At 42.6% G+C, this 15,066-nt stretch carries 7 protein-coding genes; 6 read left to right on the forward strand and 1 reads right to left on the reverse strand.

From position 1 onward, the window contains the following. Positions 1 to 193: 193 nt before the first annotated feature. The 6 genes from RMY32_RS31885 (at position 194) to RMY32_RS31910 (ending at position 13,648) form a co-directional block, all read left to right on the forward strand. Positions 194 to 649 (forward strand): hypothetical protein, encoded by a 456-nt coding sequence (locus tag RMY32_RS31885; protein WP_322710052.1) that lies wholly within the window; start codon positions 194 to 196, stop codon positions 647 to 649. A gap of 499 nt (positions 650 to 1,148) precedes the next feature. After that, positions 1,149 to 1,406 carry a hypothetical protein gene (locus RMY32_RS31890; RefSeq protein ID WP_322710053.1) on the forward strand — a complete coding sequence of 86 codons (258 nt, stop codon included), beginning with the start codon at positions 1,149 to 1,151 and terminating at the stop codon, positions 1,404 to 1,406. Positions 1,407 to 1,599: 193 nt separating this feature from the next. Next, positions 1,600 to 3,936 (forward strand): EF-hand domain-containing protein, encoded by a 2,337-nt coding sequence (locus RMY32_RS31895; protein ID WP_322710054.1) that lies wholly within the window; start codon positions 1,600 to 1,602, stop codon positions 3,934 to 3,936. A 545-nt stretch (positions 3,937 to 4,481) separates the two neighbouring features. Continuing rightward, positions 4,482 to 8,792: an ATP-binding protein gene (locus RMY32_RS31900; protein WP_322710055.1), complete on the forward strand. Its 4,311-nt coding sequence runs from the start codon at positions 4,482 to 4,484 to the stop codon at positions 8,790 to 8,792. 582 nt (positions 8,793 to 9,374) lie between these two features. Next, entirely contained in the window at positions 9,375 to 11,597 is a 2,223-nt protein-coding gene (locus RMY32_RS31905) for an EAL domain-containing protein (RefSeq protein ID WP_322710056.1), read from the forward strand. Between the two features lie 467 nt (positions 11,598 to 12,064). Beyond that, positions 12,065 to 13,648, forward strand: a complete 1,584-nt coding sequence (locus RMY32_RS31910; RefSeq protein ID WP_322710057.1) for a mechanosensitive ion channel family protein — start codon at positions 12,065 to 12,067, stop codon at positions 13,646 to 13,648. A gap of 320 nt (positions 13,649 to 13,968) precedes the next feature. Here RMY32_RS31910 and RMY32_RS31915 read toward each other — a convergent pair whose 3' ends face one another. Beyond that, positions 13,969 to 14,910, reverse strand: a complete 942-nt coding sequence (locus RMY32_RS31915) for an N-acetylmuramoyl-L-alanine amidase (RefSeq protein ID WP_322710058.1) — start codon at positions 14,908 to 14,910, stop codon at positions 13,969 to 13,971. Positions 14,911 to 15,066: the final 156 nt, after the last annotated feature.

The following is a 15,066-nucleotide window of genomic DNA, read 5'->3' on the forward strand; positions in this document are numbered from 1 at the left end:
CTTTAATCTAATTCAGTATCTGTATTTTTGAGTTAATTGAGGTGGCGGTTGCGCGACGTGCAACCGCCACTTCGTCCTGAACGAGCGCACGACTATTCAAGTGCAAAGTACCCACAGCTTGATAACCCGCAACTTGGGTTACTTATTTAAACCATCCAGGTATCGTCGCCGGAATAGAGTCAGCAACATCCCTGTGAGACTAGTTATTTTCTTTGTAGTAAGTGGTACATTTATAAGCTTCATTTATCAAAAGCTTAATATATTAGAGATTCCTTTATTAACACCCAAACCAACTGTAAACTCAACAAAATCAGTAAATCCTACTGGCTGGATATGGATAGGTATGGTTAATAAAACTTCAGGTAGTTTATCTGTTGGACAAAAACTAGTTCTTCAACCATCAAATCCTAAACAATTTCCTAGTATTGAGCCTCCTGTCATTCCATCATCAGGAACAATCGTAACTGTTAAACATGAAGTCAATCTAATAAAGGAAAAATCTTTATCTGGAAAAACAATCGTTAAATTTAAAAAAGGAGAAAAGCTAGTTATCTTGAAAGTAGAGCGTTTCTCAAAGATTGTAAAAAATTCGCCTTACATTAGAGTGAAAGCGCAAGTTCGCAAATGTAACTCAATTTGTAATAAATAGTACTAAGATAGGCTAAATATATTTCAACACTAATATTTTACCTCTATTCTCGATGACAAAATTACGCGTGGGTATATGGCAACATAGAAAATTGCCTCATTTCTAAAAGTTGAAATGAGGCAAAGGCAAAGGAGCTTTTATAAGCGGAGACATAAAACTTTTGATACTTTATCTAGGGGCTTTTGCAATCAATCCTGTAAAGCCAGATTTGTTGTAAAAATAAGCAAATGACAAATTTACAAGGCGATCGCAAGTAGGGTTAAAACTGAGTTCCGTTGTTCTTGATACTTACTATTTACTTAAATATCGAACATAGTTTTTGAATTTACCTCTGCTAAAGGCATATATTTAGGTTAAGTTAGTTTGCGATCGCAAATACAAAAGACAGGGAATTGGCATGGGGTATGGGGCACTAAATACAGAGAGATTTTTTGTTGGCTGTGGTTATGCCCAATCGGGTATGAGACTCTTGCATCTAGTAAATTATGCTCTTGCATGAATGTTTGAACTTTCTGGACGAATGTTTGAACTTTCTGGACGAATGTTTGAACTTTCTGGACAAATGTTTGAACTTTCTGGACAAATGTTTGAACTTTCTGGACAAATGTTTGAACTTTGTAGACGAATGTTTGAACTTTCTGGACGAATGTTTGAACTTTGTAGACGAATGTTTGAACTTTCTGGACGATATGTGGCATCATCTTCACGACTCAATACTTGTCGGGTTTTGGGGAAAAGGGAAAGAAAAAACCTTTAACCCTTCCCCTTTAACCTTTTCCCCAAACCAAATTCTTAGTTCAAAATGCACAAAGCGAGTAGTATTGCTTCACGACTAACAATCTGCCAAGCGCTGAACCTACTTACTTAATATAATTAAACACCATTGAAGTAGCTGTTATAAAACATGGTAAGAAATTTATCAGTGACAGATATAGAATTGGAACAAAACCATGATTGATGAACAAGAAATAGAAAAATTGTGGCAAGCTTTCAAAGTATTAGACGTAGACGGCAACGGCGCGATCTCAACCGAGGAACTAGGAGAGGTAATGCGATCGCTAGGGCAAAATCCCACAGAAGCGGGGCTGCGTGACTTGATTAAGGAGATTGACGTTGACTTATCAGGCACTATCGATTTTGAAGAATTTAAAACGCTGATGATTGCAAAAGTAGGCGATCGCCAAAGTCGCCTGAAGTTAGCTTTCAGTGCCTTTGATGAGGACGGTAGCGGTGAAATTACTGCCGTTGAACTGCGGACAGTCATGAGTCAGTTTGGGCTGACAGACGCTGAATTGAAAGAGATGTTGCAGGAAGTAGATCATGATGGCGATGGCTCAATTGACTTTGAGGAATTCTGTCAGCTAGTACCGGAGGAGTCAGAAAGCAAAACTGGTTATCAAGATTCACCGATTTCCCTTAACAGTTCGCTCAAGACAGTTGCTACTTCCAATGAAGCCGCAGCAGCCAGTACTCAGCCGACGCAAGAAGCAACGACTCCAGAGTTGGCACAGCTAAAAGAACAGTTAGCGCAACACCCAAACTCACCGAATCAGAAAAAAAGTGGTACATCTCCCTTACAAATGCAGATAGGTTTGTTTCGTTTGATTCAAGGAGCAGCCTACCGCAGCTTCCGTGAGAGTTTCTCTGCAAATCACGAAACTCACTTGCGGGTGAAAAACTTGCCATACAGAATTACTGATTTTGTGGAGTTTGTTAAACAGGCGATCGCACTGTACAAAGCATTAGGTATAGTATCCGAGGATTGCTACCCCGTTCTAGATGCAGTGGTGAAATCAATTACCGATGAATATGCCCAATTGCAGGAGCGGATCGAGAACTGGCAAACAGTGGCAAAGACACCAGAAATGTTGGCAGAACAGCAAGCGATTTTAGAAGCGCGGAGTAAATTTGCCAATGTCAAAGAAAAGTTTGCTGCCGGAGTCGAGTTTGCAATTACGATCAAAAAGAAAAGTCTCAGCTTGGGTGATATCGTCGAAGGTGTGCTGGCGATTAACGAACTCAATCGTCTCAGGGGAATAGAACTGAACGAAGAAATGGCTCCACCACCAGCTAAATCTCAGGCAAATCCAAAAGACTATTTGCACAAGTGGAACCGCGTCATTCTCTCGCAAGCAACCGAGGAAATAGATGGTGCAATCATGCCAGTAGCATACTGGTATGAGGACTTTATGCCGAAGTTATTGGCAGCCTTTAGTGTTTCTAGCACAGCAGATATCCAAAGTAACACCGTACCCGACGAAGCGGCTTTGGATGAATGGTATCAGTGTACAAAAAACTCAGGAGAATTTAATCGCTACGGGGCGGATGTTGCCGAAAATTTTCCCCGTTGCACTCCCAAACAGAAATTGATCCTCAAACAAGCATGGCGGTTAACGCATCACTACCTGAATGGAGTCCAGAAACGCCGCGAACGTCTAGAGTTTGGGCGCGAATCAGGGGCGCTATCGCAGTATGTTGCATTCATTGATGTCTATCTAGATCGGACTGAGGTGAAGGATTCCCAAATGCGAGTCAGTTTCCCCTACTACATTGGCCCGGCAGTGTGGCGCTTCTTCCATACTACAGCAGAGATTGTCTGTACCAAGACACCAGAACAGCAAAAAGCCGCAGTCGTAATTTTCAAAGATTTCTTCCAACTGTTTGCCACAATGTACCCCTGTCCTTACTGCCGACACCACCTGAATATGTACGTTGTCCAAAATAAGGAAGTGGATATGTATCCTGTAGAATACCTCGTGCTTGGACGCGATCCTAACCTGACTGACTTTGAGGTGTCATTGGAGGCAAAATTATCTACCGTCGTAGATGGTTCCTCTCTGCGCTTATTCTTCTGGAAACTGCATAACACCGTTTCTTCTTCCATTGCGCGATCGGAAGAATGGTATCACAAGGATGAGAAAGCGTTCTACACCACCCGTTTTTGGCCCAGCCTTGACTCTGAGTTAGCAAGAGCCAATGCACTCAAATACACCAGCATAGAAACTGCTCGCATCTACAACATCTACGGAATTCTCAAGCCATTGGCACGGCTGACAGGGGTAAAAACAGAATTTCCAAAGCTGCTAGAGAAGGGCGATGCGAATAATCTCAAGGAAGCGTGTATAGTTGCACACAATCACATCAAGGATTTAGAGGAAGCTGTCATTAGCGGGCAGTTTCTCCAAGAAACATACTACTTTGAACCGAGCCTTGTGGATAAACCTCCACTCTTCACCCCTGAAGAAGAAGAGTTTGCCCGAACCGGTATGTTTACAGAAACAATTTAAATATTTAGGAATGCTTTAATTCCCCTCCTTCAAAGTTTTTTCGGCAGGGGAATTTTAGCGCAACCCATTATTAAAACCCGTTTGCTTAACCTACAGCGTGCCAAACACTTGTGGCTAGCGATCGCCGTTACAACATGATTAGACTAAACATCTTGCAAAAGTAGCTTTTGCTTTCCGGTTGGAGAATGGTTAAAGGTTACTGGGTTTGGGAAAATTCCATACCTTTACCCTTTAACCCTTCCCCTTTTCCCCACAAATGTCAAGAAGTCTATTGTCTAATGAGAATTGCCCTTGGTAGCTAGCTTGAAATATCGATGATATAAAGGAGACAATAAAAATAGCCAAAGTAGAAGCTTGCCTCAAAAAGGCAATTTTAATGCTTTGAAAAGTCACAGCATTGGTATCTCACCCTGTATCTGCCTTTGAATATCCTCTAAAATAAGTGTTTAGAAGCGTAAAGGTCTAGTCTAATTTATAGAGGATTTTTTCTAAAAGACAACCACCGATGTAGCCTGTAACCGCACATGACCAATCGAGAGGAATTGATGAAGAACGAATCAACGTTAGCAAGCAATGCCAACGTAAATTTCCTTATCGGTGGAGGCGAAATGGGTGCTAGGATGCGAGAACAGGATTGGTCAAAAACGTCCCTTGGCCCAACACAGCAGTGGCCGCAGAGTTTGAAGACTGCCGTGCGAATTATGCTAACTTCCCGTCAACCCATGTTTGTTTGGTGGGGTGAGGAACTGATTAACCTTTACAATGACGCTTATAAGACTATTATCGGCGGCAAACATCCAGAAGCACTTGGGCAGCCGGCTTCTTACGTGTGGCGAGAAATATGGGATCAGGTTAGGCCTCGCGCCGAATCAGCAATGCTGAAGAATGAGGGTACTTACGACGAAGCGCTACTGCTAATTATGGAGCGCAACGGCTACCCAGAAGAAACCTATTATACTTTTTCATATAGTCCGGTTCCTAATGACCAGGGCGATACAGGTGGGATCATCTGCGCCAACACAGAAGACACGCAGCGAATTATCAGCGAGCGTCAGTTGGCACTTTTGCGCGAACTAGCGGCGAGGACAGCAGACGCGCGGACATTCGATGAAGCCTGTACGCTAAGTGCGAGTTGTCTGGAGAGCAACCCTTACGATCTCCCCTTCGCAATGATTTATCTGGTCGATCCCGATAAGCAGGAAGTTTTTCTGGCTGGAACGTGCCGCATCGAGCAAAACCACGTAGCAGTTCCAGAAACAGTTGCTCTCGATGCTGATGGGGTTTGGCCCTTTGCGGAAACGATCGAAACACATCGGCCAAAATTAATTTCCGATTTGGAAGTGTCTTTTAGTAGTCTACCTTGTGGTGTTTGGCAGCGATCGCCCCATCAAGCGATCGCAGTACCCATTGCCCCATCCGGTCAAAGCGGAAAAGCTGGTATATTAATTGCTGGTTTGAACCCCTTCAGGCTATTCGACGACAATTATCAAGGATTCATTGATTTAATTGCGGCTCAAATTGCCGCCAGCATCGCTAACGCCCAAGCTTACGAGGAAGAACGCAAACGCGCTGAAGCCTTGGCAGAAATCGATCGCGCCAAAACCGTCTTTTTCAGCAACGTCAGCCACGAGTTCCGTACCCCACTTACTCTGATGTTGGGGCCATTAGAGGACACTTTAGCCACTTGTGCTACTCTGCTTCCAGCCAAAGAACGAGAGCAGCTAGAAATGGTGCAACGCAACGGACTTCGGCTGCTGAAACTGGTCAACAGCTTGCTAGATTTTTCACGCATTGAAGCCGGAAGGGTTCAAGCCTCTTATGAACCCACCAACCTTGCCACCTTCACCGCAGAACTCGCTAGTGTATTTCGTTCCGCAGTAGAACGGGCAGGGATGCAGTTATCAGTTAATTGTCCTGCTCTGCCAGCACCAGTTTATGTAGATCGAGAGATGTGGGAAAAAATTGTTCTTAACCTGCTCTCGAATGCCTTCAAGTTTACGATGGCTGGAGAAATTGCAGTCAGTTTGCAGTGGTCAAATGACCATATCGAGTTTGCAGTCAAAGACACAGGAATCGGTATCCCAGCAGCAGAAATCCCCCACCTTTTTGAACGATTCCACCGCGTCAAAGGGGCGCAAGGACGAACTTTTGAAGGGTCAGGAATTGGATTATCACTGGTGCAAGAATTGGTGCAAATGCATGGTGGAACAGTTGATGTTACCAGTCTTCTTGGAGTAGGCAGTTGCTTTACTGTGTCAATTCCAACAGGATATGCTCATTTACCTCCAGACCGGATTAGTGCCCCGCGAACTTTAGCTTCAACCGCATTAGGTGCAACACCTTATTTAGAAGAAGCCCTGCGGTGGCTACCGGAAGAAGAGAGCAGGGGAAGCAGGGGGAGAAGAGAAGCAGGGGGAGAAGAACTAGTTCAAGAAGACTACAACATATATATAGATTCTTGCCCTGCCTCCCCTGCCTCCCCTGCCTCCCCTGCCCCCCTGCCCCTCCGCTCTTCTGCACCCTCTGCTCGGATTCTTTTGGCTGACGACAACGCAGATATGCGCGATTATGTTAAGCGGTTATTAAGTCAACAGTATGAGGTGGAATCAGTGCCGGATGGTTTAACTGCTTTGGAGTCTGCTCGCGGACGTGTCCCCGATTTGGTACTGACAGATGTGATGATGCCTGGATTAGATGGCTTTGGACTGCTGCAAGCATTACGAGCCGATCCGCTGACGCAAAAAGTTCCCATCATTCTGTTGTCGGCACGGGCGGGGGAAGAGGCACGGGTAGAAGGCTTAGAAGCGGGAGCCGATGATTATCTGATTAAACCTTTCTCTGCCCGCGAATTGTTGGCGCGGGTAGAAGCAGCCTTAAAAATGGCTCGTCTTCGCCAAGAGGCAATGGAACGCGAACAAGGGTTGCGAATTGAAGCTGAGGTCGCTAAAGCACACCTAGAGACTGTTATCGCTGGGATTCAAGACCAGTTCTTTGTATTGGATCGAGAGTGGCGTTATAGCTTTGTCAACGATCGCGTAGCAGATGTTGTTGGCATCCCCAAGGAAGAATTGCTAGGTAAGATCCTTTGGGAAGTATTTCCCGATATAGTTAAAAGCGAGTTTGATACTGAAGTTCATCGGGCGATCGCCCAAAACACCGTTGTTCAATTTGAATACTTTTATCCAGCTTGGCAGCGCTGGTTTGAGAACCGCGTCTACCCTTTTGCAGAAGGAGTAAGCATTTTTGTTACAGAAATTAGCGATCGCAAACAAGCAGAAAAAGCACTTCGGGAAAGCGAAGAAAAGTTCCGCAACATGGCTGATAATGCCCCCTTCATGGTTTGGGTGACAGACACCAATAGCTACTGCACCTATCTCAGTCAAAGCTGGTACGATTTTACAGGTCAGAGCGAGGAAATGGGTTTGGGATTTGGCTGGTTAAATGCTGTGCATCCAGAAGACAGCAATGACACCAGGAATGTTTTTCTGGAAGCTAGTAGCAGTTATTCGGCTTTCCGTTTGGAGTACCGCTTGCGGCGCAAAGATGGCAAATATCGCTTTTGCATCGATGCTGCGAATCCGTGGTTTGGAGTGGACGGTGAGTTTAAAGGTTACATCGGCTCAGTCATTGACATTACCGAACGCAAAGTTGCAGAAGCCGAACGCGATCGCCTCTTGGAACTTGAGCAAGCTGCTAGAACTGAAGCCGAAAGAGCCAACCGGATTAAAGATGAGTTTCTGGCGGTACTTTCCCATGAATTGCGATCGCCTCTAAATCCGATTCTTGGTTGGGCGAGACTCTTGCAGACTCGTGAGTTTGAGGCAGCAGCCCTAAAGAAAGCGATCGCAACTATCGAGCGGAATGCTCAATTACAAGCTCAACTAATTGAAGATTTGCTCGATGTCTCTCGGATCTTACAAGGCAAGCTCAACTTGAAGATGTTACCCGTCAACCTAGTACTGGTGATTGAGGCAGGATTGGAAACAGTCCGTTTGGCAGCAGAAGCTAAAAATATTCAAATTCAGACGATGTTGGATGCTTCTTTTGGGCAAGTTTTGGGTGATTCTGGTCGTTTACAACAAGTTATTTGGAATCTCTTATCGAATGCCGTTAAATTCACTCCTGAAGGAGGAAAAATTGATATTCAACTAGAGTACGTTGGCGCTGAAGCTCAGATTACCGTCAGCGACACAGGTAAGGGAATCAGCCCTGAGTTTCTGCCTTATGTGTTTGAATATTTTCGTCAGGCTGATGGCACGACAACCCGAAAATTTGGTGGATTGGGGTTAGGGTTAGCAATTGTGCGTCATTTGACCGAATTACATGGCGGCACGATTCAAGCAGAAAGTTTAGGTGAAGGGCAAGGAGCTATTTTCCGAGTCCGGCTACCACTAATCAAAAGAGATTTACCTGCAAAACCAAATATAAATGTTGCTGCATTAAATCCTTCTCTTCCCACTGAAATCCTGGGAGGCATCCAAATCTTAGTTGTAGATGATGACGATGATACCCGTGACTTCCACACATTTGTACTAGAACAGGCTGGAGCAATGGTGACAGCAGTGACATCAGCAAAAGAAGCATTACAAATTTTGGCAGAGTCAGAACCAGATATGCTGCTCAGTGATATTGGAATGCCAGAGATGGATGGCTATATGCTAATGCGCCAAGTTAAAGCATTGCAAGCAAACCAAGCCAAACAAATTCCGGCGATCGCTTTAACTGCTTATGCTGGAGAAATCAATCAGCAACAAGCACTTGAATCAGGGTTTCAAAAGCATCTGTCTAAACCCGTCGAACCAGAGGAATTAATCAAGGAAATTGCAACTCTAATTGCTAGAAGTGGTCATGTCTAAGTTATAGTGGAGCCAATTTCAAACTCCCTCTCGCAATTTTAGGAAAGGGATTTAGGATGAAAGCTCTTTGATTCATGGCTTAATTTATTAACTTGTTTCATATCATGTCCGCTTGATTGCTTATTAAACCCGAAGAACCCCACCCCGCCAAAGCTGTGCTTTGTCTCCCCTCCCGAAGAGCGGGGAGGGGTTGGGGGTGGGGTTCTTTTATTATGGGTAATTTGGCGGACATGATATCAAATATTTTCTTATTTATTGAGGTCTATCCATTCTTAAAAAAGATATATTTACTCTGAATTAATCTAACTAAACGCTGTTACTAATCTGGCTAATTTTACCTTTACTTTGCAGCTTAAATTATTAATATAACTCCTCATTCTGTTGCTTAATTGCACAAAATACATCGGCAATTACTTGGACTTTTAGTATAAATTTTTGTATGTGTTGCGAAGTCACTTACTCAGCTAAATTATGTAGTTTACTTAACTCATCAAATCTTCATATTTTTGAAGTGTAGTTTATCTTTTACAGTAAAAATAATGGGAATAATAGAATAAATCGGATTGAGCAAATTATTTAGCTATGAGCCAAATATGTCCTATCTCCAAAACCTGTGCTTGTCGCAATATTGCACGCTGCCGGACTAAGGAAGCAGGTAAGCTCTTTCTCTGGTTCCCCGTTTCACATACCCTGATAAAAGTCACTTCTTACCTACAGCAGTTTTCCCTTAAGTATGAACTGATGCACGAGCGACCAGGTTTGAGTTTGGAGTGTAGACCCGGACAGTCTCTAGAAATTGCTCGTAATCTGGCTAAACTACTTGCACCAAGAGAATTAAAAGAGACGCAAGTCCTTTTCATGCAAGGCACTTTCCAACCTCAACTCCATGATTTTAGTGACATAGCCTCATTACAACGCTTCATTAAGTTAAACCAATCCGACTGGTTGATTGATATGCTGGCAACAGAACGATTCACCAGTTACTTTCAACCAATTGTTTCAATTAACGATACATCGCAAATTTTTGGATATGAATCGCTCTTGCGCGGTCTAGATGAAGAAGGCAATTTAGTACTACCGACATCTATTCTGGAGTTAGCAACTGAAGCCGGACTTCTACCACAACTCGACCAAGTTGCTCGTCTGAGCACAATCACTCAATTCAGCCGCCATCAAGTGAATGGGCACATTTTCATCAATTTTGCACCAACGTCACTTTATGACCCAGCTTTTTGCCTACGTAGTACGGTAGAAGCCATTGATACTGCTGGAATTCCCCACAATCGCGTTGTTTTTGAAGTCGTGGAGTCAGACAATCCTCAAGATTTAGCTCACCTCAAAGCAGTGCTTCAATACTACCGGAATGCTGGGTTTTTAATCGCTCTTGACGATCTTGGTTCTGGTTATTCCAGCCTAAACTTGCTGCATCAGTTACGTCCAGATTTTATCAAGCTGGACATGGAGTTAATTCGAGATGTGCATCAAGACCTTTACAAAGCTTCGATTACCGAGAAGCTTCTAGAGATTACTCAAAAGTTAAATATTCAAACCGTTGCTGAAGGAATTGAGTGCATTGAGGAACTGAACTGGCTGCGAGAACGAGGTGCAAATTTTGCTCAAGGCTATTTGATTGCTAAACCCAGTGCAGCGCCTGTCACTACAACCCCTTACTTTGAGCAAATCGCATCATTAACTGTAGCATCGGCACACTCTCAGCAAGTTGAACAGCGTGTCCAACACCAAAGCGAGTCTGAGCGAATTGTTGCGGCTGTAACGCAGCGCATTCGCCAGTCGTTGGAGTTAGACGAGATTTTGCAAACCACGGTAGCCGAAGTGCGACAACTGTTTGAGGTAGATCGAGTGGTGATTTATCAGTTTAAGCCAGACTGGAGTGGATTAGTCGCTGTAGAATCCTTAGCACAAGGGTGTATGTCGATTTTGAGATTTCACGTCATGGATACCTGCTTTCAATCCACGCGTGCAGCTTACTATCAACAAGGTAACACCAGAGCGATCGAAGACATTGAAACTGCGGGATTATCACCTTGCCATGTTGACCTCCTTAGAAGTCTGCAAATCCGGGCAAACCTTGTCGTACCAATTTTGCAGCAAGGGTGTTTGTGGGGACTATTGATTGCTCACCAATGCAGTCATTCCAGACAATGGCAGCAATCGGAGATTAACTTGTTTAACCAGTTAGCAGGTCAAGCTGCGATCGCTATTCAGCAATCACAACTTTACCACCAACTACAACAAGCAAACCAGGAATTACAGCGCCTTGCCTGTTCCGATGGTCTAACCCAAGTGGCAAATCGCCGCTGCTTTGATGACACGTTAAACACCCAGTGGCAATGGTTGGCACGAGAGCAAGGTTCGCTATCTTTGATTTTGTGTGATGTCGATTACTTTAAGCTTTACAACGATACACATGGACATCTGGCAGGAGATGATGCACTTAGACAGGTTGCTAAGGCAATCTCTCAGACAGTTAAACACCCCGCTGATTTAGTGGCTCGTTATGGCGGAGAAGAGTTTGCAGTTATTTTGCCGAATACTGATATTGAAGGGGCTATTGCAGTTGCAAAAGATATTCAAATCAATCTTAGTGCATTACAAATGCCTCATCCCCGTTCTCAGGTGAGTGAATTCATTACTCTAAGTCTTGGTGTGGCAACCATCACTCCTGATAGCCAATTATCTCCTGCAATCTTAATTGCTGCTGCTGACCAAGGACTCTACCAGGCAAAAGCACAAGGGAGAAATTGTGTCGTGCAGATGGATTGCGAAAATGCTGATGCTAAATAATCCTCTTTCATCCCGTCTACCAGCTTTCGTTGGAAGAATCGTTATTTCCCCCTGACAGTGCCAGTAAATCTTTTTCACAGCTAGCCGTTGCTGAAATGACTTTTTATGAATTTCAATGGAACAAAAATCTTTTCTCGATTGGATAAATTCAGGGGTAATCATCTATCAGCATCGCTTAAGTAAAGTGGCATCAATAATGCAAAGTTTGTAGTGAGAGCAAATGAAGGCTGAAGCCGTCACTAAAAAATAATCTCAAGATTTTTTACATTACTTAATTTACTTCGATTTATTCTCACTTACGTTGAGTTGGTGAAGATAAGACGAAAAGTAAACGTGTGAATAAAATGTTAATGGCTTGACAAGTTGTGATTATATGAAATAATAATCATCTATGTATAAAAAAACTTTGACGATCTCAATAGATTTTGATATACAACTGTTAAACTGATTCAGTTTTCTGTTCATATATGAATGTATTAATTATTTTGGCTGAAGTCAGCCTGATAATCTTTGTTTTTTTATTACTAAACTGGGTTTTCAGCAAATTATTCAAGCTATTTACTAAAACCTTTATACCTAATAGCGACAATAGAAGTATCAAAACCCTCCGCCGAAATATCACAGGGTTATTGTTACTTGCTTGCGTGGTGTCGTGCATTTTGATTGTGGCTGCTAATGGTTATCTAGTTTATCGGGGCGAAAACCTTCAGCAATACACACTCTTGTTGATTGAGCGTATCCCATCAGGATTTTGGGTGACACTAGGAATTGGCATAGCTCAGAGTATTGGCACTTTGATTTTAGCGGCGATCGCTCTGAAGTTTCTCAAATATTGGCTGAAGGTAGCCAGCACTCGCGCCAAGAACTTAGAAAAAAATACTGCTGACGATGAAAGTATTGATGCTTTCTTTAACGCTTTGTATGACAGAATCAGTGGTGGAATCTGGCTTTGGGCTGTCATCTTGTGTGCCCAGTTTCTCAAATTACCAACTACGGTTTCGGAATATTTGTACATCGCCCTGCGAATCTATCTAATCATTGCCGTTGGCTTGCTTATACTCAAAGCAGTCGCTGCGATCGTTGATAGTCTAGATGCTCTCAGCATCAGATACTCCAATCCTGATAACCTGCTCAGATTCTACGATCGCCTCCGGCATCTGATACCCTTTTTAAAGCGCTGCTTGGAATTTGTGATTTATGTCTGCATGGCAACATTGGTGATTCAACAGGTGCAGTTAATTGCCAATGTCGCAACTTTTGGCCCGCGAATTATCAAGATAATCGGTATCATCTTCATTAGTCGCGTGTTGTTTGAGGTAGTTTACTTACTTATTGAAGAGGTGCTGTTCAAAGAGCAGAATCTAACTGATATTCAAAGAAGTAGACGCCTAACGCTCGTTCCTCTGTTTCGTAGTTTCTTACAATACTTAATTTACTTCGGTGCTACAGTTTTCATTCTTTATGCCTTGAGTATCGATCCAACTCCCATACTTGCGGGTGCTGGTATTGTCGGCATTGCTGTAGGTTTAGGGGCACAAACACTAATTAACGATATTGTCTGCGGCTTCTTTATTCTATTTGAAAACTACTACTTAGTAGGTGACTATATTGAAGCTGGAAAAATCGAAGAGAAAGTTGTCGAAGGTATTGTTGAGGCGATTGAACTCAGAACCACTCGTGTCAGACATCCTAATGGTCAATTGCAGATTATTCGCAATGGCGATATTGGCTCAATTACTAATTACTCCAAACAGTATATCTTTGCAGTAGTAGAAGTTGGCGTGCCTTATGATTCCAACTTAGCGCACGTATACAAAGTAATTGAGGAGGTGGGACAGCAGTTAAAAGCAGAAGATCCAGATGTACTAGAAAGCACACAAGTGGATGGAGTTGAAAGTTTGGGAGAGTCTAACTTGTTGCTACGAACATTGACGAAAGTAAAGCCAGGAAAACATCTTCAGATTCAGCGCGTTCTTCGGAAGATTTTTACGAATGCACTGCAACAGGAAGGAATTATAATTCCCGTGCGCGCTGAAAGTGCCGAAGGTTAAGTTGAACAGATTCTTGTCAGCAGAATAGGTGATTTCCTACGCTCTGGTTATTTCTTTTAATTATTTTAGCTCACTGCCTTTAAGCAATATCAATGCTATCTTAAATGCTTTGGCAGTTTGTGTACTTGCCAAAGATGTTATGAACAAAATATGGTTGTAATTTGCTAAAATTAGCTTCTTCATTTATTGATTAGGCAAAAAAGTTCTGTTAGCAGTAACGCGGCGTTTAACCCGTTCTCAGTTCTGAGTAAAGATGCTAGATTCCCAACTTCTTTACTCAGCACTACTACCCCAGTCTCTAGTCTCTAGTCCCCATCAGTCTAACCAATTAATTTCTGCCAACTAGCAGGGCCGATAATTCCATCAGCATCTAAACCATTTTGCTTTTGAAAGTTTTTAACTACAACCTCTGTTTGCGGCCCGTAGACACCATCATTATCCACACCTAAACGGTATTGCAAGTATTTGACAACTGCATTACCAGCATGGTTTGGTCTAAGTATTCGTTTTGCCAAAATTTGATTTATGGCACTCCATGTAGCTTCATTAGCAATTCCAGTTGACTGAACCCCAACAATAGTCTGAAATTTTTCTACAGCAGATTTGGTGTTAGCCCCTGTGAAGCCATCTTCCACTAATGTTTTACCATTTTTATCAGTTATTTTTAGTCGATTTAAGGCTTTTTGCAGTCTGAGAATCGTGGTATCTACATTATCTTCTTCATCTGGTACAGGGTTAACAGGAACACTTGGCACTTTACCAGTTAAGCCTTTGACAATTGCATTAGCCATTGCTTCAGGATTAAAAAGATTTATATCTTTTTGCGAATCGAGGAAGCAACATTCTATCAAGATAGCAGGCATATCTGTATTTTTCAGAACAAACAAGTGGGAACCACTCTTAACGCCACGATTAAAAAATCCTAACTTGATGATTTCATCTAATACAGGTTTAGCGATTTTTCTACCTGTATCGCTAGTTGCAAATACTTCTGTGCCGTTAGCTTGCCCGTTAAAAGAGTTAAAATGAATCGAGACGTAAATATCTACTTTACTCGCATTAGCTGTAGAACATCTTTTTGAGAGTGATTCACGTACTGTACTAGCACTACTTGGTTTACATACTACGACTTCATTTCCTAAAGCTCTTAATTTGGTTATAACTCTATTACCGACATCTAAAGTTAAATTATCCTCGATTTTAATCCCTCTAGCTCCTGTATCTGGTGGACAATTGTGCCCGCTATCGATTCCGAATTTCATTATTTCATCCTCAAGTTAATTGTTTTTACACTAATTCAAAACTCTTCTAATTATATAGACAAAGTTTTGTTAATAACTTTGTGAAAATACTTGTTAGCAATGGCTGCATTATTCTCAGCATGACTATGCTATTAAACCAAATAAGTTTTTGTGCGA

It is taken from the genome of Nostoc sp. ChiSLP03a, from assembly GCF_034531215.2.
In the GTDB taxonomy this organism is placed as follows: Bacteria; Cyanobacteriota; Cyanobacteriia; order Cyanobacteriales; family Nostocaceae; genus Nostoc.

Bases quoted from the DNA above. Each gene is read 5' to 3' on its own strand.
- RMY32_RS31915 (WP_322710058.1), bottom strand. From the start codon at position 14,910: ATGAAATTCGGAATCGATAGCGGGCACAATTGTCCACCAGATACAGGA.
- RMY32_RS31910 (WP_322710057.1), top strand. From the start codon at position 12,065: ATGAATGTATTAATTATTTTGGCTGAAGTCAGCCTGATAATCTTTGTT.
- RMY32_RS31890 (WP_322710053.1), top strand. From the start codon at position 1,149: ATGTTTGAACTTTCTGGACGAATGTTTGAACTTTCTGGACGAATGTTT.
- RMY32_RS31895 (WP_322710054.1), top strand. From the start codon at position 1,600: ATGATTGATGAACAAGAAATAGAAAAATTGTGGCAAGCTTTCAAAGTA.
- RMY32_RS31900 (WP_322710055.1), top strand. From the start codon at position 4,482: ATGAAGAACGAATCAACGTTAGCAAGCAATGCCAACGTAAATTTCCTT.
- RMY32_RS31905 (WP_322710056.1), top strand. From the start codon at position 9,375: ATGAGCCAAATATGTCCTATCTCCAAAACCTGTGCTTGTCGCAATATT.